The sequence below is a fragment of the Glaciimonas sp. PAMC28666 genome (genome assembly GCF_016917355.1).
Lineage (GTDB): Bacteria > Pseudomonadota > Gammaproteobacteria > Burkholderiales > Burkholderiaceae_D > Glaciimonas.
The window spans coordinates 926410-950927 of sequence record NZ_CP070304.1 but is presented as its reverse complement, the minus strand read 5'-3'; the positions used below and the strand labels follow the sequence as shown (position 1 = coordinate 950927).

General features: G+C 53.2%; 2 protein-coding genes. Both read left to right on the top strand.

The window, feature by feature from the left end; genetic code table 11:
• Positions 1-36: 36 nt before the first annotated feature.
• Positions 37-11790, top strand: coding sequence for a hemagglutinin repeat-containing protein (locus JQN73_RS04025; RefSeq protein WP_205321861.1), 11754 nt, complete (start codon positions 37-39; stop codon positions 11788-11790).
• 876 nt (positions 11791-12666) lie between these two features.
• A complete protein-coding gene (locus tag JQN73_RS04020; protein WP_205321860.1) occupies positions 12667-24258 on the top strand; it encodes a hemagglutinin repeat-containing protein in 11592 nt (3863 codons plus the stop codon).
• Positions 24259-24518: the final 260 nt, after the last annotated feature.

The window sequence follows — 24518 nt, the reverse complement described above, 5'->3', positions numbered from 1 at the left end:
ATTTGTGACTACTTTGTTGCATAAGGGAATATAAATATGAATAAAAATACATTCAAACTTGTGTGGAGTCGTCATCAAAAGTGCCTGGTGCCGGTTGGTGAAAATTGCACGATCAGCGGCAAATCGTCTGGCGAGACTGCCAGTGTCATGGCCAAGGTGATTGCGATCACGACGCTGCTGCCCATGCTCGGTTGGTCCACGACATTGACACCGACCACGGGGGTGAGTGGCCCGACGGTCACCGCTTCTCAAAACGGCCAGCCGGTAGTCAATATCACCCAGGCCAATGCCGGTGGTCTGTCGGTTAATCAGTTTAGTAAAATGGATGTGACCAACGGCGTCATCATTAATAACAGTCTGGTCAACGCCATCTCAAAAACAGGGGGGCAGGTGATGAAGAACCCGAATATCACTTCCTCGTCGAGTGCCGTATTACTGCAGAATGTGGGATCGACCGCTGCCGCGATAGCGGGGACGGTGGAGAGTTTTGGTCAACCGTTGGATTTGTTTGTATCGAGTCCAGCTGGTCTGAGTCTCAATGGCGTATCGACAGTCAATATATCGAGCGCCACCTTTAGTACCGGGCAACCGAGCGACGTTAGTGGTGCCAAGCCGATATTGAACGTCAGCGGCGGCGCATTGACAGTGGGCACGCAAGGGATCAACACCACCGGTCTGGATTACCTGGCGCTGATCGCGCGCAGTATTACCGTGAGCGGTCCTATCACCGACAGCACTGGAAAAGCGGATCTGAAACTGATTGCCGGGACCAATCAATACGATGCGAACACGGGCAAGTATATCGCCCAGAGTCCGGGTGCATCAGCTGCGCCGCTTGCCGGCATTTCCGGTACGGATGCGGGTTCGATGTACGGCAATAATGTGCTGCTGGTGAGCACCGAAGCGGGGGCCGGGGTAAGACAAAGCGGGTTAATCACTAGTGAAAATGATATTCAGATGAGCGCCAATGGTGACCTGGTGGTAGCGCAGGTACATGCAGGTTCCAACCTAGTATTGTCGGGACAAGCGGTGACAGCGGGATTGGGTAGAAAAAACGACGGTCTGCTGGCTGGAGGGGCACTGACCGTGACTGCGACCAAAGCAGCCATTTTCAATAATAATGCGACTGGCTCGACAGTTGCGCTGACCGCGCAGGACGTCACGTTCAACGATGCGGTGTTAACCGGTACCAGCACGCAAGCTGACAATGCGGTCAGCATAGTGAGCCAGGGTGATGTCTCCATTACCGGAAAGCTCAACGTACTCAATGCTGATGGCAGCATCATTCCCGGGGCTTCGCCTGTAATGCGTGACGGTGTTCTTGTGGTACTGAATGCGAATGGCGATCCGGTGGTGGGTGGCAGCATCAGTGCAACCGGTGGTGTGGTTTCCGGTAGCGGCGTATCGATCCAGGCGTCACGCGGCGTATCAAATCTTGGAGGCATCATTTCGGCGGGTACCAATGTGCAGATCGCGGCCGGTGTCGCAGTCAAGAATACCGGAGCGATTAACGCTGCGAATGGCGCTGTGAGTATCACGTCTTCGAGCCTCGATAATGCTCTTTCGATCTTTGCCGCGACCGATGTTAACCTCACCACAACGACGTTAGTCAATGAGGGGGCAAGCAGTATTACCGCGGGCGGCAACCTGAATGTATCGTTAGGTGGTACAGCTACCAACGCCGGTGCCCTCAATGGCGACAAGGTCAATATCGTTTCTTCCGGTGGAGGCGTAGCCAACTTGCTGATGAGCGATACAGGGACCATCAATGCCTTGACTAACCTGACGGTGACACTTGATGGCTTGACTAACTATGGAAGTATCATCAGTGGGAATACGTCCACAGAGGGTACTGCGACCTATACCATGAGCGGCGATTTGGCTAACTATATGGGATCAGGTACTGCCGCCTCCAATACCGGTAATATGCTGACCTATGGTGCGATGAGCATTTCCGCCAAAAACGTGACGAACACGCATACGATTGGCGCACTCAACGGTAATTTGACGTTAACTGCGACCGCACTGAGCAATGCGGCTAATGCGGCAATTTCCTCTTCCAACGATATGCTGATTCAGACCACGAGTATTGACAATAGCGGGCAGCTTCTTGCGTCCGGCGCGGCGACCCTATCGGCAACCAAAGATTTTAATAATACCGGTAACAATACCGGGGTCGGTAGCAGTGCCTATGTGTACGGAGCGACGTTGAATCTGTCAGCGCAGAATCTGGTCAATACGGCCGGCGCAGAGGTGGAAGCAACCGCTGGCTTGAATGTGGTCACTACCGCGGGAATCACGAATGCGGGTTCGCAAATAGTGTCCGACGCCGGTGCGCTGACTCTGCAAGCGGGTACCAGCATCCATAACAGCGCAGCAGGCATCGTCAGTGGCAATACCGTGGCCATGAATGCGACTGGCAGTATTCTCAATGATAGCCTCGCGGCAATCCAGGGGGTGCGCCAGGTGACACTGACCACAGCGAATGTGGTCAATGATAATGCTTTAGTGCAGGCGGGTGGTCCCGATGCCAATGGGAACGTTCAGACAGGTAATGTCAATGTGAGTGCCGGTGGGGGGAATGGCATCCAGGATGCCGTAGCCAATACCAATAGTGGGCGCATCACCGCCAATGGCGACGTGACCCTGATCGCTCAGAACGCCAACATCAGTAATACGGGCGGCGCAACAATGCAAGGTACCGGGCTGTTGACGCTGATCGCGCAAAATGGCGGGATTAACAACAGCAATGTCCTTGAAACTTCCGGCGCTGCGACCATTTTTGCGACCCAGGATTTTAATAATACCGGCAATAATACCGGCGTGGGCAATAGTGCCTATGTGTATGGCACCACTGTCAATGTATCAGCGCAGAATGTGACCAATACGGGTGGCGGCGAGGTAGAAGCCCAGGGCGCTGTAAATGTCACGACGACGGCAGCGATCACCAATACGGCCGCGCAGATAATATCTGACAGCGCGGGTCTGACCTTGCAAGCGGGCACAAGCGTTCATAACAGCACTAACGGATTGTTAAGTGGTAATACGGCGGTAGCGATCACTTCTGGGAGTACCCTTACCAACGACAGCGGCGCAAAAATCCAGGGCATAGGGCAATTGACGCTCACGGCAGCCAACGTGGTCAATGACAGCGCCACATTACAGGCGGGCGGAACCGATGCCAATGGCGTGGTGCAGCTGGCCAATCTGACGGTCACCACGAATGGTCCGAGTGCGAGCGCCAATGCGGTAGCAAATACGGGCAGCGGCAGCATCACCGCAAGCGGTGACATGAAGATCAGCGCACAGAATGCCGACATCACCAATGGCAGCAGCGCGACCATACAAGGGGGCGGGTTACTGACGCTCACCGCCCAGAACGGCAACATGAACAATAGCGGTCAGCTTCAGGCAGGCAAGGCTGCAACCATTTCTGCCGGACAGAATGTCAATAATACCGGTAACAACAGTGGCATGGGTAAAAGTGCCTATGTGTATGGCACCACTGTCAATGTATCAGCGCAGAATGTGTCCAATACAGGGGGAGCGGGAATAGAAGCCAGTGGCGCTGTAAATGTCACGACCACGGCAGCGATCACTAATACGGCCGCGCAGATAATATCTGACAGCGCGGGTCTGACCTTGCAAGCGGGCACAAGCGTTCATAACAGCACTAACGGATTGTTAAGTGGTAATACGGCGGTGGCGATCACTTCTGGGAGTACCCTTACCAACGACAGCGGCGCAAAAATCCAGGGCATAGGGCAATTGACGCTCACGGCAGCCAACGTGGTCAATGACAGCGCCACATTACAGGCGGGCGGAACCGATGCCAATGGCGTGGTGCAGTTGGCCAACCTGACGGTGATCGCGAGTGGTGCCGATGGCACGCAAAGTGCGTTGACCAATAGCAATGCCGGCATTCTCAATGCCAATGGCGATGTGACGTTGACCGCACAGCGGGGCAGCATTGCCAATACTGGCAACGCCCAGATACAAGGCGGTGGGCAATTGACGCTCACTGCGAATAACGGCAGCATCGCCAATACCACGGGTGCGACCATGCAAGGTATCACGGCGGTGAGCCTGAGCGCATCGACGGTAGTCAATGACGGTGCGACGATACAGGCCGGTGGTAAGGATGCCAAGGGCGCAGTGCAAGTGGGTAACCTGACGGTGATCGCGAGTGGTGCCGATGGCACGCAAAGTGCGTTGACCAATACCAATGCCGGCATTCTCAATGCCAATGGCGATGTGACGTTGACCGCACAGCGGGGCAGCATTGCCAATACTGGCAAGGCCCAGATACAAGGCGGCGGGCAATTGATGCTCACTGCGAATAACGGCAGCATCGCCAATACCACGGGTGCGACCATGCAAGGTATCACGGCGGTGAGCCTGAGCGCATCGACGGTAGTCAATGACGGTGCGACGATACAGGCCGGTGGCGCAGATGCGACGGGCGTGGTGCAAGTGGGTAACCTAACGGTGATCGCGAGTGGTACCGATGGCACGCAAAGTGCGTTGACCAATAGCAATGCCGGCGTTCTCAATGCCAATGGCGATGTGACGTTGACCGCACAGCGGGGCAGCATTGCCAATACTGGCAACGCCCAGATACAAGGCGGTGGGCAATTGACGCTCACTGCGAATAACGGCAGCATCGCCAATACCACGGGTGCGACCATGCAAGGTATCACGGCGGTGAGCCTGAGCGCATCGACGGTAGTCAATGACGGTGCGACGATACAGGCCGGTGGCGCAGATGCGACGGGCGTGGTGCAAGTGGCCAACCTGACGGTGAGCGCGAGTGGTGTGGACGGGGCCTTGAGCGCTGTGGAAAATACTAATGCAGGGGTTATTATTGCAACCGGTGCGCTCACGCTTGCAGCGCAGAACGGTAGTATCAGCAATCTCAAGAGTGCGGGGATGCAAGGTATCAAGGCGGTGAGCCTGAGCGCAGTGACGGTAGTCAATGACGGTGCGACGATACAGGCCGGTGGCGTGGATGCGACGGGCATGGTGCAAGTGGGTGACATGACGATCAATGCCAGTGGTGTGGACGGGACCCAGAGTGTTTTGTCGAATACCAACGCGGGAATGATTAGTGCCAGCGGTGACCTGAGCCTCAACGCCAGTAAAGGCAGTATCAGCAATCTCAACGGGGCGACGATACAAGGGACGACGGCTGAACTGGTCGCTGGCGTGGCCATCACGAACGATAATGCGACCCTATCGGCTACCGACAGTGTGACTGCCACTGCAGCTACGGTGAGCAATACCGGCAGCAAGGGGACGATTGCGGCAAACATGATCCGGGTCGACGCCAAGACGTTGACTAATGCGGCGGCCATCAATGCGACAGACACCGTATTGATGAATACGACGTCGTTTACCAACACGGCGACCGGCACGATCAAGGCGGGCAATGAGTGGACTGTGAATACCGATAACTATAGCAACGTGGCCCCGGTCGGTGCCGAGTCTTCACAAAACAATGCGACGGTGACTTTCAAGGGTGGCGAAGATGTCGATTTGACGAACCTCAATATTCTGCCGATCGCCGACACTTTACTGACCCTCAATGCGCATAAAGTGACGGTCGATATCGTCGTTGCCAATCCAGGTGGGATTCAGGTCAATGCCGGTGGCGCGGTGGTGAATAATCAAGCCCTTGAAAGTGGCATTACGCTGGGCATTACTGCAGCTGGCGACGTGACTAACAATGCCAATGGATTGCTGTGGGGGATTAAGGATGTCAAGATTCAGACCCCGGGAACCCTGGAGAATTCGGCCACGGGAACGATACAGGCAGGTGGTGACCTGATTGTCGACGCCAATGTATTGAACAATAACAGTACTGAAAGTGGTTCCTACGCGGTGGGGAGCACCGGGAACGCGAGTGGCAGTAAAGTACACAATTTTACATTCGGGCAAGTCGCCTATTCAGTCGAGCTCAATGATATTAAAACGCTGGTTTCGACGCTCACGCTGGTGCAGGGAGTCTTGCAAGCAGATGGCAATATTATCTTGAACGAAGGTGCGCAAAAAGGAAAGTCTGGCACCTTAAATAATAGTGGAAACATTCTCGCCGGCGGCAGTGTGCAGATCAACGGTAATATCAATAACCTGAGCAAGCCCCTCAATCTCACGTTACTGGACCTGTTGAAGATCCCGACAAGCATCAAGCTGTCGGCCGGTCAGGAAGATGCCTTTGGCAACTTGGTTGCCGACACGTATCAGCCGCGCTTTACCAGCGTGTATGACATGCTTAACTTCCTCTTGACGGGTTCCCAGACGCATACGATCTGGGCCGCGTATAAAGCTGATAGTGCCGAATTTATGCATGCTCTTTCGCAAGCCACAGGAAACGGCACGTTAACGAGCATCCTCAATACGGCATTAGGGGCAGATTGGAACGCCCAGGATTACAATACCTTGCGCTCGCGCTGGGCGACAACGGTCCTCAATGCGACGACGCTGCCTGGCCAGGAATTTTTACCGGCCCAGCAAGTCACGATTAATGCCGGCGGTAATATTGTCCTGGATGCAGGGAGCGGTGCGGTGAACAATGGCGATGGTGCGGCACAGCATATGATGCAGTCCAGTACGGCGACGATAGGCCCCAAAAATCTGCCAACGACGACCGGTGCGTTAACTGCCCCGACCAATCAGGTGGCAACGGTGACCGGTGCGTTAACTGCCTCGATCAATCATGTGGCGCTCACGCAAAGCCTGAGTCCTTTCGACAGTAGCGACGTTTCTTCGGGGGACACGCATATCGCAAGCAGCGCCAGTGCGTATATTTCCAAAGGTAATGTGCGAGTCTATACGATCGAGAATCTCCAGGCATTTTTAGGCAATACCCACACCTATACCGTCAATGCCTTGCCGACCTATTTACTCGGTAAAAGTGCGCCGCTGGTCGCCCTGGGCGCCAAGGTCAGTGTGGCCTCCGTCGCTCCGCTGATATTTCCAGTGTATTCGACGAGTTTCGCTTACGTCGATCAGACGCAGTATTATGGCACCGCCTACTTTTTTGCCAGCGTCGGGTATAACCCGGGTGTGCAGGTGGCAACGGCGTTTGATAACTATACGACCACCCAGGATATCAGCCGGCTGGTCCGCAGCAAATTGAGTCAGACGGAAACCTTGAGCGGAGCAGCGCTGGTCGAAAATCTGATGGATAACGCCGGGACGGTGGCGGGCCCGCTTGGACTGACGGTGGGTGTGGCACCGACTGCGGCGCAGTTAAAAGGATTAACCGAAAACATCGTCTGGTATGTCAGTGAAATGTTGGATAACCAATCGGTGCTGATACCGGAAGTCTATCTAAGCCAGGCCGCAGTGGATGCAGAAAATGCGGCATCGTCGACCGGCGGTGCGACCCTGTCGGCTCAGGGCGTGATCAGTCTGTCTGCCAACGCTAATGGCATCACCAACGTCAACGGCTCGATCCATGCCGGCAATGGGGTGATGTTACAGTCTGCCGGCAACATTACCAACATCGCCGATGGCGGTATCAATGGCGGCATCACGAGCAATAAAGGGGTATCCCTTAAGGCATTGGGCAATATCACCAATGCCGGTGCGAGCATTGTTGGTCACGACGTGAGCTTGCGTGCCGGTGGTCAGATCACCGATACGGCGCAGGTCGGCTATGACGCCAAAGGCAAGGTCGCCATTGTCAACAAGGGTACCATCAGCGCTGACAGTACGGCTGGCACCTTGAATATGCATGCCGGTAACGGCATTGCGCTGACGGCCGCGAACCTCAGCGGCAATAATATCAACATCGATGCCGGTGTCGGGAAGGTCGAAACCAAGACGCTCAATATCGTGAGTTCGAGTTACACCAGCGAACACAAACAGGGTACAGGCTATAACGTCAATAATACCGATACCGAGAGTCAGTCTAATGCAGCCGGCACCACGATTACGGCTGGTAAGACGGGTACCCTTAATATGACCGGTCAGGGCATCACGCTCACGGGCGGGACGTACACCGGCGGCAATGCGGTGATCGATGCGAAGGATGGCAACCTGGTTATCGCCGCTTCTCAGGATTATGGTTACGAGAACAAGACCGCATCGAGTATCGGCTTTGTAGCTAGCGCGCAAGCAGGGGTGGGGGATGCCAGTGCCAGTGCGGCCTATAGTACGATTCCTGGCGTAGGGGGAACGACGAGCGCCAGTATGAATGACGGTACTAATAAGTCGGCACCGGTCGGCACCACCAATGCGCAAGGATCGCTGGGGAATGCTTCCGATGGAATGGAAATCAAGAACAGCACAGATACCATGAGTCAAATGACGAATCACAACGCAACGTTGAGTTTTGGAAACAGTATTACTCTCAAGAGTACTAATACGGTCGATATCGGCGGCGCCGATCTGACATCCGATGCGGATACCGGTTCCATCAATATTACGGCCGGTAACGTTGCCTCGACCAAATATGTCGACACGATGTCGGCGACCCATGAGGATAGCTCGTTTACATTTGGCAATAACGATGAGCAACATAGTTCCATCAAAAAATTGGCCGACGACATGATGGAATTAGGGCAGAAGATGAAAAGCGGCCAGACCAAAGATGCCGGTACCGGTGCGCTGGAAGCCGGCACGGTAGCGGGAGATGCGACGAATATGGTGTTTGGTGATACTTACGGTGCCAGCGCGAATCTGAAAGTGGGCTACGAGCAGACCACCAGCAGTAACAGCACTACGCAAGAAAATACCACGAATCTGAATGCCGGAAAAATTACCATTACCAGTACCAAAGGGAATATTGATCTCAATGGCGTCCAGTCGAAAAGCAATGACCTGGCACTCGATTCAGCCGGCGATGTGAATATCACCGCTGCCAAAGGCACCAGTACCAGCCATAGTGATGATTTCAATATCAGCGCGAATGTCACTGGTTCTCTGTCTACCAATGCGGTAACGGGGTCGGCTGGTGTTGGCGCGACTGTGGGTGTGGCCGGTGGCGATTCAAAGACCGATACGTCAGGACAGACTTACACCAACAGCAATTTGCTGTCAAAGAATGTATCCATCACTGCCAAGAACGATTTGAACCTGACCGGTGCCAATGTCAAAGGTGACAGCGTGGCTCTCAAAGTCGGTGGCAATACAACGATCACCAGCGTGCAGGATGTGGCGGATTCCACCACGACCGGCTGGAGTGCCAATCTGTCGGGCGGTGCTTCCATAGGAGACCATGGGTTGATGCCGATGGGCAGTGTGGGCGCATCGGGCACGCATAGCTGGGATAACAGTAGCACGACCAAACAACAGTCCGGTATCGAAGCAACCCAAACGCTGAATGCCAATCTGGCCGGCAATGTCAATCTGAGCGGTGCGCATCTTGTATCCGATACCGGAAATGGCCAGGTAACGGTGGGCGGTAAGGTCACGGCAACCAAACTGGTCGACACGGTGGACAAGGATGGGAATGGAGGGGGTGGACAGATCGGTATGGCAGCCGATGGTATCCCAAGTGGCGACGTCAGTTATACCAAGGATGATCAGATCCATCATAGCGAGGTACAAAACGCCACGATCGGGGTCACCAACCTGACAGTTGGCGGTGTGAAAATTACCGATGCGAACAAGGGCACACTTAACACCGACGCCACCAAGCTCTCTGTAGTGACCGATGACCGTCATATTGCAGGGAGTACCATGGATATCTCGGCGGGCGCTGCTCCTTCTAAGAAGCCCAAAGACCCGGTCGACCCTATACGCCCTCCCCCTGTTCCACATGTCAAAGTCCCTGTTGAACTTACGGTACCTATCCCGCCGAAACTCATACAGAAAGAATTGATCGAGACCAATGCGCCTGTCGAGCCGAAACTCACACAGAAAGATTTGATCGAGACCAAGGCGCCCGTTGAGCCGCCGAAACTCACACAGAAAGATTTGATCGAGACCAAGGCGCCTATCGAGCCGACACTCACACCGAAAGAACTGATCGAGACCAAGGCACCTGTCGTGCCGCCGGAACTCACCTTGACAAAATTGATCGATACCAAGGCGCCTGTCCCGCCGACACTCACACAGAAAAAATTGGTCGAAACCAGGGCGCCTATCGCGCCGCCGGAACTCACCTTGACAAAGGTGATCGAAACCAAGGTGGCTATCAAGCCGCCGGAACTCACCTTGACAAAGGTGATCGAGACCAAGGTGCCTGTCAAGCCAGAGATCCCTGTCTTGAAAAAATCGGGTCCGGTCCCTGACGTTCCTGTCAAACCTGTCGAACCTCCGCAGCTCAAGAGCCCGGACTCAGGCGCAATAGTTTCTGTGGATACTGTCGTATATGACAAGTTGAAAACTGTTATGACAAAAATTAACCGTGCCGACGACCAGGAACTTGCCGCAGGAATAAAAGTGGAACCAATAGATTACATGGACCAAACGACGGGAACTATTGCTACAATTCCAAAGCAGACTGTCCATAGTATTAAAGAGTTTACGAAGTTGTATGAGAATAAGAGCTTTGTCGCAAACAGTGTTTCGGTAGCCGACTCAGTTCAGACTGTCGGCCTGAATTTCAAAGTAGTGGGTCAGGGGAGAGGAGCCGGGATAACATCCTCAACCGTTGTTAAGAGTATGTTAACAGAGGGGGGGAAGAAGGTTGAAAAAGCACAGAACGATTATAAGCAAGATATGAAGACTTATAACAAAGCGTTCGCTGATCATAGTCAGGCGAAGGAGACTAACTCGAATATTGACACTGCTAATACGAAGGCGACAACGGCGTATAAGGAAGCGACAGCGACTTATGACAAAGCGGTAAACGATAATAAGCAGGCAACGGCGAAGAATGTGGAAATTATCGCGGCTAATACGAAGGCGACAGCGGCGCATAAGGAAGCGACAGCGACTTATGACAAAGCGGTAAGCGATAATAAGCAGGTAACGGCGAAGAATGTGGAGACTAAGACTGCGAATACGAAGGCGCAGGCGGACCATGACGAAGCGACAGCGACTTATAACAAGGCGCTAACCGCTCATAATGAGGCGACGACGAAAAATGTGGAGACTACCACTGCGAATACGAAGGCGCAGGCGGACCATGACGAAGCGACAGCGACTTATAACAAGGCGCTAACCGCTCATAATGAGGCGACGGCGAAAAATGTGGAGACCACCACTGCGAATACGAAGGCGCAGGCGGACCATGACGAAGCGACAGCGACTTATGACAAGGCGCTAACCGCTCATAATGAGGCGACGGCGAAGAATGTGGAGACTAACACTTCGAATTCGAAGGCGCAGGCGGACCATGACGAAGCGACGGCGACTTATGACAAGGCGCTAATTGCTCATAATGAGGCGACGGCGAAGAATGTGGAGACTACAACTGCGAATACAAAGGCGCAGGCGGACCACGACGAAGCGACAGCGACTTATGACAAGGCGCTAACCGCTCATAATGAGGCGACGGCGAAGAATGTGGAGACTACAACTGCGAATACGAAGGCGCAGGCGGACCATGACGAAGCGACAGCGACTTATGACAAGGCGCTAACCGCTCATAATGAGGCGACGGCGAAAAATGCGGAGATCACCACTGCCAATGCGGCTGCGGAAGTGACGCATAAGGAAAGCCTAAAGACTTATACGAAAGCCCTTGATACTTATGACAAAAGGGTGAATGATATTGCGCAAGCGAAACAGAAGAATGTGGAAATTACAGACACAAATAAGAAAGCGGCAGATGATCACGCTGATACGGTAGCGAAAAACCAGAAGATACGGGATGATAATGCGGCAGCACGCTAAGCCACCTCTTATCAAGAGGGAGTAGTACAGACTTGATCTGACAGTTAACCGACTTAACGTTGGTAATTGTCAGATCATTTTTTTTGCGCCCTATTTCAATTTCCGCAGAGTCAGGCTATCAATAAAACAGGACGTCTTTCTATAAAAAAATCCTCAAATGGTAATTAAGTAATCTTCAATTTTAAACGCGCTCTTTTGCCGGAGATTAACTTGGCAAAGAGATGCTGGAATTTTTTACCTATAGTATTGCTCTCCCTTAAAACTGGAATGTATGCTCCTGCACAGGTATAAAACTGCTCAGCAAAGGGCAACTAATCCTTCTCTTCAATCACGGTCTTTTTTCGACCCATCCTGCCATAGCTTAACCCCGGGCAGCAGTAAGTTTTGTTGCCTAATTTACATCATTTGCATCAAATTCCTATTTTCATTAAGTTCCGTCCTGTAGAAAATAATTATTCCAGCGTATATTTTTGGCAAGTACATCTGTGGTGTGTGCGACGCGGCTGCAGAAGATGCAACTAGTTCGTCACCTTCTTGTTGGATTGAATACAGAAACAGGCGATTTTTCGTATCGTCGAAGGATTCCATCCGTTGAAGACATCGCAATTTTTTTGCAAATAAATCACGTACTTGCGATACGGAACTTGGCCATGCCTGGTCCAACTCCGCCAAATATGTTCCGCACCGAGTCAACAATAGCGGAATCAATTTACATGCCTCGCCTCAGTAATTACTTGTTTTATTAATACCAAAAATGCCATTCGGTGCAATTTTTGATAGTGATCAAAAATGCGAAAAAGTCGTTTGTTTAATCGCAACGTTAGCCTTCGGGCACATTTAATTTGTGACTACTTTGTTGCATAAGGGAATATAAATATGAATAAAAATACATTCAAACTTGTGTGGAGTCGTCATCAAAAGTGCCTGGTGCCGGTTGGTGAAAATTGCACGATCAGCGGCAAATCGTCTGGCGAGACTGCCAGTGTCATGGGCAAGGTGATTGCGATCACGACGCTGCTGCCCATGCTCGGTTGGTCCACGACATTGACACCGACCACGGGGGTGAGTGGCCCAACGGTCACCGCTTCTCAAAACGGCCAGCCGGTAGTCAATATCACCCAGGCCAATGCCGGTGGTCTGTCGGTCAATCAGTTTAGTAAAATGAATGTGACCAACGGCCTCATCATTAATAACAGTCTGGTCAACGCCATCTCAAAAACAGGGGGGCAGGTGATGAAGAACCCGAATATCACTTCCTCGTCGAGTGCCGTATTACTGCAGAATGTGGGATCGACCGCTGCCGCGATAGCGGGGACGGTGGAGAGTTTTGGTCAACCGTTGGATTTGTTTGTATCGAGTCCAGCTGGTCTGAGTCTCAATGGCGTATCGACAGTCAATATATCGAGCGCCACCTTTAGTACCGGGCAACCGAGCGACGTTAGTGGTGCCAAGCCGATATTGAACGTCAGCGGCGGCGCATTGACAGTGGGCACGCAAGGGATCAACACCACCGGTCTGGATTACCTGGCGCTGATCGCGCGCAGTATTACCGTGAGCGGTCCTATCACCGACAGCACTGGAAAAGCGGATCTGAAACTGATTGCCGGGACCAATCAATACGATGCGAACACGGGCAAGTATATCGCCCAGAGTCCGGGTGCATCAGCTGCGCCGCTTGCCGGCATTTCCGGTACGGATGCGGGTTCGATGTACGGCAATAATGTGCTGCTGGTGAGCACCGAAGCGGGGGCCGGGGTAAATCAAAGCGGCCTGATCAAGAGCCAAAAAGATATTCAGGTGAGCGCAAATGGCGACGTGATGGTGGCTCAAGCCAATGCCGGTGGCAACCTGACATTGTCGGGACAAGCGGTGACAGCGGGACGGGGAGGCGCGCAAGATGGCCTGGTAGCGGGACAGGCACTGACTGTGACTGCGACCAAAGCAGCCCTCTTCAATAGCGATGCGACCGCATCGACGATCCTGGTCACCGCACAGGACGTCACGCTCACCACAGCAGTGCTGAGCGGTACCAGCACGCAAGCTGGCAATGCAGTAACTATCGTCAGCCAGGGTGATGTCGCCATTACCGGAAAGCTCAGGGTGATCAATAGCAGTGGTACGGTTATTCCCCAGGACTCAGCAATGATACAAAATGGTGTCCTAGTGATAGTCGATGCGCAATTACAGCCCGTCCTCGGCGACTCCATAAATTCAACCGGTGGTGTGGTTTCCCGCAGTGGCGTATCGATTCAGGCTGCACGCGACGTATCGAATCTTAAGGGCGTCATTTCGGCGGGCACTAATGTGCAGGTCGCGGCGGCGGGTGCAGTCAATAATACCGGGGCGATTGACGCTGCTAATGGTGCTGTGAATATCACGTCTTCGAGCCTAGACAACGCATTTTCGATCGCTTCGACGGCCGATATTAACTTGACCACAAAAACCTTGCTCAATGAGGGGAGCAGCGGTATCGTCGCGGGCGGCAAACTGAATGTAGCGTTAGGTGGCGCGGCTATCAACGCTGGCGCACTGAACGGTGATCAGGTCAGTATTACCTCCTCCGGTGGCGGCGCAGCCAGCTTGCTAGAGAAGATTTCAGGTAGCATCAATACGACGAAAAATCTGACTATTACGCTGGATGACTTGACCAACTATGGAAATATCATCACTGGAACTAGTGATACGTCGGGTACTGCGACTTATACCATCAGCGGGGAACTGGCTAACTATTCAACGCCAGATACTGTACTTTCCAATACCGGTAACCTGCTGACCTATGGTGCGATGAGCATTACCGCTCAAAATGTGACTAACACGAATGCGATCGCAGCCGCAAAAGCGGCCGATCAAAAACCAGCTTATTTGACAGTGACGACTACGGCGCTAAACAATGGCGCGGGTGCGGCAATTTCCTCTTCCAATGATATGCTGATTCAGGCCGCGAGTATTGACAATAGTGGGCAGATCAATGCCACTGGAGCCGCGACCCTATCGGCAACCAAGGATTTTAATAATACCGGTAACACCGCCGTCGGCAGCAGTGCCTATGTGTACGGAGCGACGTTGAATCTGTCAGCGCAGAATCTGGTCAATACGGCCGGCTCAGAGGTGGAAGCAACCGCTGGCTTGAATGTGGTCACTACCGCGGGAATCACGAATGCGGGTTCGCAAATAGTGTCCGACGCCGGTGCGCTGACTCTGCAAGCGGGTACTAGCATCCATAACAGCGCAGCAGGCATCGTCAGTGGCAATACCGTGGCCATGAATGCGACTGGCAGTATTCTCAATGATAGCCTTGCGGCAATCCAGGGGGTGCGCCAGGTGACACTGACCACAGCGAATGTGGTCAATGATAATGCTTTAGTGCGGGCGGGTGGTCTTGATGTCAATGGGGACGTTCAGACAGGTAATGTCAATGTGAGCGCCAGTGGGGGAATCAGTAATACGGGCGGCGCAAAAATCCAGAGCATAGGGCAATTGACGCTCACGGCAGCCAACGTGGTCAATGACAGCGCCACATTACAGGCGGGCGGAACCGATGCCAATGGCGTGGTGCAGCTGGCCAACCTGACGATCACCACGAATGGTCCGAGTGCGAGCGCCAATGCGGTAGCGAATACGGGCAGCGGCAGCATCACCGCAAGCGGTGACATGAAGATCAGCGCACAGAATGCCGACATCACCAATGGCAGCAGCGCGACCATACAAGGGGGCGGGTTACTGACGCTCACCGCCCAGAACGGCAACACGAACAATAGCGGTCAGCTTCAGGCAGGCAAGGCTGCAACCATTTCTGCCGGACAGAATGTCAATAATACCGGTAACAACAGTGGCATGGGTAAAAGTGCCTATGTGTATGGCACCACTGTCAATGTATCAGCGCAGAATGTGTCCAATACAGGGGGAGCGGGAATAGAAGCCAGTGGCGCTGTAAATGTCACGACCACGGCAGCGATCACTAATACGGCCGCGCAGATAATATCTGACAGCGCGGGTCTGACCTTGCAAGCGGGCACAAGCGTTCATAACAGCACTAACGGATTGTTAAGTGGTAATACGGCGGTGGCGATCACTTCTGGGAGTACCCTTACCAACGACAGCGGCGCAAAAATCCAGGGCATAGGGCAATTGACGCTCACGGCAGCCAACGTGGTCAATGACAGCGCCACATTACAGGCGGGCGGAACCGATGCCAATGGCGTGGTGCAGTTGGCCAACCTGACGGTGATCGCGAGTGGTGCCGATGGCACGCAAAGTGCGTTGACCAATACCAATGCCGGCATTCTCAATGCCAATGGCGATGTGACGTTGACCGCACAGCGGGGCAGCATTGCCAATACTGGCAAGGCCCAGATACAAGGCGGCGGGCAATTGATGCTCACTGCGAATAACGGCAGCATCGCCAATACCACGGGTGCGACCATGCAAGGTATCACGGCGGTGAGCCTGAGCGCATCGACGGTAGTCAATGACGGTGCGACGATACAGGCCGGTGGTAAGGATGCCAAGGGCGCAGTGCAAGTGGGTAACCTGACGGTGATCGCGAGTGGTGCCGATGGCACGCAAAGTGCGTTGACCAATACCAATGCCGGCATTCTCAATGCCAATGGCGATGTGACGTTGACCGCACAGCGGGGCAGCATTGCCAATACTGGCAAGGCCCAGATACAAGGCGGCGGGCAATTGACGCTCACTGCGAATAACGGCAGCATTGCCAATACCGGCAAGGCCCAGATACAAGGCGGCGGGCAATTGATGCTCACTGCGAATAACGGCAGCATCGCCAATACCACGGGTGCGACCATGCAAGGTATCACGGCGGTGAGCCTGAGCGCATCGACGGTAGTCAATGACGGTGCGACGATACAGGCCGGTGGTAAGGATGCCAAGGGCGCAGTGCAAGTGGGTAACCTGACGGTGATCGCGAGTGGTGCCGATGGCACGCAAAGTGCGTTGACCAATACCAATGCCGGCATTCTCAATGCCAATGGCGATGTGACGTTGACCGCACAGCGGGGCAGCATTGCCAATACTGGCAAGGCCCAGATACAAGGCGGCGGGCAATTGATGCTCACTGCGAATAACGGCAGCATCGCCAATACCACGGGTGCGACCATGCAAGGTATCACGGCGGTGAGCCTGAGCGCATCGACGGTAGTCAATGACGGTGCGACGATACAGGCCGGTGGCGCAGATGCGACGGGCGTGGTGCAAGTGGGTAACCTAACGGTGATCGCGAGTGGTACCGATGGCACGCAAAGTGCGTTGACCAATAGCAATGCCGGCGTTCTCAATGCCAATGGCGATGTGACGTTGACCGCACAGCGGGGCAGCATTGCCAATACTGGCAACGCCCAGATACAAGGCGGTGGGCAATTGACGCTCACTGCGAATAACGGCAGCATCGCCAATACCACGGGTGCGACCATGCAAGGTATCACGGCGGTGAGCCTGAGCGCATCGACGGTAGTCAATGACGGTGCGACGATACAGGCCGGTGGCGCAGATGCGACGGGCGTGGTGCAAGTGGCCAACCTGACGGTGAGCGCGAGTGGTGTGGACGGGGCCTTGAGCGCTGTGGAAAATACTAATGCAGGGGTTATTATTGCAACCGGTGCGCTCACGCTTGCAGCGCAGAACGGTAGTATCAGCAATCTCAAGAGTGCGGGGATGCAAGGTATCAAGGCGGTGAGCCTGAGCGCAGTGACGGTAGTCAATGACGGTGCGACGATACAGGCCGGTGGCGTGGATGCGACGGGCATGGTGCAAGTGGGTGACATGACGATCAATGCCAGTGGTGTGGACGGGACCCAGAGTGTTTTGTCGAATACCAACGCGGGAATGATTAGTGCCAGCGGTGACCTGAGCCTCAACGCCAGTAAAGGCAGTATCAGCAATCTCAACGGGGCGACGATACAAGGGACGACGGCTGAACTGGTCGCTGACGTGGCCATCACGAACGATAATGCGACCCTATCGGCTAGCGACAGTGTGACTGCCACTGCAGCTACGGTGAGCAATACCGGCAGCAAGGGGACGATTGCGGCAAACATGATCCGGGTCGACGCCAAGACGTTGACTAATGCGGCGGCCATCAATGCGACAGACACCGTATTGATGAATACGACGTCGTTTACCAACACGGCGACCGGCACGATCAAGGCGGGCAACGAATGGACTGTGAATACCGATAACTATAGCAACGTGGCCCCGGTCGGTGCCGAGTCTTCACAAAACAATGCGACGGTGACTTTCAAGGGTGGCGAAGATGTCGATTTGACGAAACTCAATATTCTGCCGATCGCCGACACTTTACTGACCCTCAATGCGCATAAAGTGACGGTCGATATCGTCGTTGCCAATCCAGGTGGGATTCAGGTCAATGCCGGTGGCGCGGTGGTGAATAATCAAGCCCTTGAAAGTGGCATTACGCTGGGCATTACTGCAGCTGGCGACGTGACTAACAATGCCAATGGATTGCTGTGGGGGATTAAGGATGTCAAGATTCAGACCCCGGGAACCCTGGAGAATTCGGCCACGGGAACGATACAGGCAGGTGGTAACCTGATTGTCGACGCCAATGTATTGAACAATAACAGTACTGAAAGTGGTTCCTACACGGCGGGCAGTACCGGAAACGCGAATGGTGAACATTATGATGATAATGGTGCGGGAGGCACAGATTATCAAGTGGACCTGAAAGGTATTCAAACGTTGGCATCGACCCTCAAGCTAGTGCAGGGAGTCTTGCAAGCAGATGGCAATATTATCTTGAACGAAGGTGTGCAAAAAGGAAAGTCTGGCACCTTAAATAATAGTGGAAACATTCTCGCCGGCGGCAGTGTGCAGATCAACGGTAATATCAATAACCTGAGCAAGCCCCTCAATCTCACGTTACTGGACCTGTTGAAGACCCCGACACAGATACAATTGACGGTGGTTCAGAAGTCACTTGTCGGTAAGCTTCCAGGTGCCTATCAGCCGAACTTTTCCAGTGTGTATGAGATGCTTAATTCTCTGTTGGCGGGTCCTTCGAGTTATTATTTCTGGGGTGCGTATAAGGCTTATAACTCTCAGTTCATGCATGCTCTTTCGCAAGCCACAGGAAATGGCACCTTAACGAGCATCCTCAATACGGCATTAGGGGCAGATTGGAACGCCCAGGATTACAATACCTTGCGCTCGCGCTGGGCGACGACGGTCCTCAATGCGACGACGCTGCCTGGCCAGGAATTTTTACCTGCCCAGCAAGTCACGATTAACGCCGGCGGTAATATTGTCCTGGATGCAGGGAGCGGTGCGGTGAACAATGGCGATGGTGCGGGACAGCATATGATGCAGTCCAGTACGGCGACGATAGGCCCCAAAAATCTGCCAACGACGACCGGTGCGTTAACTGCCCCGATCAATCAGGTGGCAACGGTGACCGGTGCGTTAACTGCCTCGATCAATCATGTGGCGCTCACGCAAAGCCTGAGTCCTTTCGATAGTAGCGACGTTTCTTCGGGGGATACGCATACCACAGGCAGCGCCAAAGCGGATATTTCCAAAGGTAATGTGCGGGTCTATACCATCGAGAATCTGAAGGCATTTTTAGGCAATACCCACACCTATACCGTCAATACCTTGCCGACCTATTTACGCGGTAAAAGTGCGCCGCTGGTCGCCCTGGGCACCAAGGTCAGTGTGGCCTCCGTCGCTCCGCTGATATTTCCAGTGTATTCGACGAGTTTCGCTTACGTCGATCAGACCCAGTATTATGGCACCGCCTACTTTTTTGCCAGCGTCGGGTATAACCCGGGTGTGCAGGTGGCAACGGCGTTTGATAACTATACGACCACCCAGGATATCAGCCGGCTGGTCCGCAGCAAATTGAATCAGACGGAAACCTTGAGCGGAGCAGCGCTGGTCGAAAATCTGATGGATAACGCCGGTACGGTGGCGGGTCCGCTTGGACTGACGGTCGGTGTGGCACCGACTGCGGCGCAGTTAAAAGGATTAACCGAAAACATCGTCTGGTATGTCAGTGAAATGCTGGATAACCAATCGGTGCTGATACCGGAAGTCTATCTAAGCCAGGCCGCAGTGGATGCAGAAAATGCAGCATCGTCGACCGGCGGTGCGACCCTGTCGGCTCAGGGCGTGATCAGTCTGTCTGCCAACGCTAATGGCATCACCAACGTCAACGGCTCGATCCATGCCGGCAATGGGGTGATGTTACAGTCTGCCGGCAACATTACCAACATCGCCGATGGCGGTATCAATGGCGGCATCACGAGCAATAAAGGGGTGTCCCTTAAGGCATTGGGCAATATCACCAATGCCGGTGCGAGCATTGTGGGTCACGACGTGAGCTTGCGTGCCGGTGGTCAGATCACCGATACGGCGCAGGTCGGCTATGACGCCAAAGGCAAGGTCGCCATTGTCAACAAGGGCACCATCAGCGCTGACAGTACGGCCGGGACCTTGAATATGCATGCCGGTAACGGCATTGCGCTGACGGCCGCGAACCTCAGCGGCAATAATATCAACATCGATGCCGGTGCCGGGAAGGTCGAAACCAAGACGCTCAATATCGTGAGTTCGAGTTACACCAGCGAGCACAAGCAGGGTACAGGTTATAACGTCAATAATACCGATACCGAGAGTCAGTCTAATGCAGCCGGCACCACGATTACGGCTGGTAAGACGGGTACCCTTAATATGACCGGCCAGGGCATCACGCTCACGGGCGGGACGTACACCGGCGGCAATGCGGTGATCGATGCGAAGGATGGCAACCTGGTTATAGCCGCTTCTCAGGATTATGGTTACGAGAACAAGACCGCATCGAGTGTCGGCTTTGTAGTTAGCGCGCAAGCAGGGATGGGGGATGCCAGTGCCAGTGCGGCCTATAGTACGATTCCTGGCGTAGGGGGAACGACGAGCGCCAGTATGAATGACGGTACTAATAAGTCGGCACCGGTCGGCACCACCAATGCGCAAGGATCGCTGGGGAATGCTTCCGAAGGCTTGGAGTTCAAGAACAGCACAGATACCATGAGTCAAATGACGAACCAGAACGCGACGTTGAGTTTTGGAAACAGTATTACTCTCAAGAGTGCCAATACGGTCGATATCGGCGGCGCCGATCTGACGTCCGATGCGGATACCGGTTCCATCAATATTACGGCCGGTAACGTTGCCTCGACCAAATATGTCGACACGATGTCGGCGACCCATGAGGATAGCTCGGTTACACTTGGCTATAACCAAGAACAGCATAGTTCCATCAAGAAATTAGCCGATGATACGATGGAATTAGCGCAGAAGATGAAAAGTGGCCAGACCAAAGATGCCGGTACCGGTGCGCTGGAAGCAGGTACCTATGTTGGTGATGCGACGAATCTGGTGTTTGGTGATACTTATGGTGCCAGCGCGAATCTGAAAGTGGGCTACGAGCAGACCACCACCAGTAAGAGTACTACGCAAGAAAATACCACGAATCTGAACGCCGGAAAAATTACCATTACCAGTACCAAAGGGAATATTGATCTCAATGGCGTCCAGTCGAAAAGCAATGACCTGGCACTCGATTCAGCCGGCGATGTGAATATCACGGCTGCCAAAGGCACCAGTACCAGCCATAGTGATGATTTCAATATCAGCGCGAATGTCACTGGTTCTCTGTCTACCAATGCGGCATTTGGGTCAGCCGGTGTCGGGGTGACGGGGGGGGTGGCCGGTGGCGATTCAAAGACCGATACGTCAGGACAGACTTACACCAACAGCAATTTGCTGTCAAAGAATGTATCCATCACTGCCAAGAACGATTTGAACCTGACCGGTGCCAATGTCAAAGGTGACAGCGTGGCTCTCAAAGTCGGTGGCAATACAACGATCACCAGCGTGCAGGATGTGGCGGATTCCACCACGACCGGCTGGAGTGCCAATCTGTCGGGCGGTGCTTCCATAGGAGACCATGGGTTGATGCCGATGGGCAGTGTGGGCGCATCGGGCACGCATAGCTGGGATAACAGTAGCACGACCAAACAACAGTCCGGTATCGAAGCAACCCAAACGCTGAATGCCAATCTGGCCGGCAATGTCAATCTGAGCGGTGCGCATCTTGTATCCGATACCGGAAATGGCCAGGTAACGGTGGGCGGTAAGGTCACGGCAACCAAACTGGTCGACACGGTGGACAAGGATGGGAATGGAGGGGGTGGACAGATCGGTATGGCAGCCGATGGTATCCCAAGTGGCGACGTCAGTTATACCAAGGATGATCAGATCCATCGTAGCGAGGTACAAAACGCCACGATCGGGGTCACCAACCTGACAGTTGGCGGTGTGAAAATTACCGATGCGAACAAGGGCACACTTAACACCGACGCCACCAAGCTCTCTGTAGTGACCGATGATCGTCATATTGCAGGGAGTACCATGGATATCTCGGCGGGCGCTGCTCCTTCTAAGAAGCCCCTCAAGCTTGAAGACCCTAAACCCCCAGTTCATCCAGGCCTCGAGCCGGTCCCTGTTCCTGTTGATAAGCCTGTCGAACCGAAACTCGTACAGAGTGATTTGATCGAGACCAAGGCGCCTGTCGAGCCGAAACTCGTACAGAATGATTTGATCGAGACCAAGGCGCCTGTTGAGCCGCCGAAACTCAAACAGAATGATTTGATCGAGACCAAGGCGCCTGTTGAGCCGCCGAAACTCAAACAGAATGATTTGATCGAGACCAAGGCGCCTGTTGAGCCGCCGAAACTCAAACAGAATGATTTGATCGAGACCAAGGCGCCTATTGAGCCGCCGAAACTCAAACAGAATGATTTGATCGAGACCAAGGCGCCTATTGAGCCGCCGAAACTCAAACAGAATGATTTGATCGAGACCAAGGCGCCTATTGAGCCGCCGAAACTCAAACAGAATGATTTGATCGAGACCAAGGCGCCTGTCCCGCCTGTAAACCCACAATTGTTGCGTAAACCCATCACTGACGCAGTTTATGCCGTACACGATAAAACAACGGTCGAATTGACAAACATATTGCAAAAGATTAACAAAATGAGCAAGGAGGAACTTCAAACTTTGAAACGCGATGGAATACAACCGCCGATGGTAAAAACGGTAGACGGGAACTATACACCGCCGAGAATCTACTCGGCTAAGGAGTTTGCGGACGCGTATAAAGGCAAGGTATTGGTCGGAGAAAGCTATCAGAACAACGGGAAACAGCAGATAGGAATAAGATTGACTCCGGAACCTTTTGATAAGGTAAGCCGCGAAGTTGTGGTTAGGGACGCGTCGGGCGGTTTTCCTGAAAAAGTGGATAAACCTTATCAGGAACCATCTAACGATAAAGGCCAGATAGCCAAGAATACGGTTAATCTCAACAAATCTATCAAAGAGTCGCTAGATTTTGAAAAAGCGAAAGCGACTTATAAAATAGCGCTAACCGCTCATAACGCAGCGACGGTGGAAAATGTGAAGACTACCACTGCGAATACGAAGGCGAAAACGGAGTTTGACAAAGCGAAAACGACTTATGACAATGCGTTAAAAGCTCATCAGGAGGCGACGGCGACGAATGTGGAAATTACCACTGCGAATACGACGGCGAAAACGGAGTTTGACAAAGCGAAAACGACTTATGACAATGCGCTAAAAGCTCATCAGGAGGCGACGGCGACGAATGTGGAAATTACTACTGCGAATACGACGGCGAAAACGGAGTCTGACAAAGCGAAAACGACCTATGACAATGAGCTAAAAGCTCATCAGGAGGCGACGGCGACGAATGTGGAAATTACCACTGCGAACACGACGGCGAAAACGGAGTTTGACAAAGCGAAAACGACTTATGACAATGAGCTAAAAGCTCATCAGGAGGCGACGGCGACGAATGTGGAAATTACCACTGCGAATACGACGGCAAAAACGGAGTTTGACAAAGCGAAAACGACTTATGACAATGAGCTAAAAGCTCATCAGGAGGCGACGGCGACGAATGTGAAAATTACCACTGCGAATACGACGGCGAAAACGGAGTTTGACAAAACGAAAACGACTTATGACAATGAGCTAAAAGCTCATCAGGAGGCGACGGCGACGAATGTGGAGATTACCACTGCGAATACGACGGCGAAAACGGAGTTTGACAAAACGAAAACGACTTATGACAATGAGCTAAAAGCTCATCAGGAGGCGACGGCGAAGAATGTGGAGACTACCAATGCGAATAACCAGGCGGGGCTGGAGCATCAGCAGGCGGTAATTGATCATGCGGCAGCGATGGTACTGTATAACCAAAACTTGGTAGACATTGCGGCAGCCAACCAGAGGAATGCGGTAATTGACGCTACTCATGCACAAGCTGTAGATGCGCATACGGTAATAGTAGAAAATAATGCGCTATTGCGTACGCAAGATGCGGCGGCTCAAAGAAGGCAGAGCATTCCATGGCCGTTCAGACTCTTATTTTAACGCAAGTAATGGAAGGGGTATTCCCCTCCTAAATGACATAGAAATGTGTCAAGGTGAAGATTCAAAGCAACGCCTTGAATTAACACGCGCGTTCATTTCGGCCTCAGCGCCAAGTCGGCAAAAAGGATAGCTCATCGATACCTTCGGTAAGCTATCCTTTGCACATTCTGCGCATGGGCCTGACAGGGCATTTTTCCTGCTGGCATCTTCTCCTTTCTGGATTTTTTCAATAGCGGCAATGTCCGTGCACGCGCTTTTCG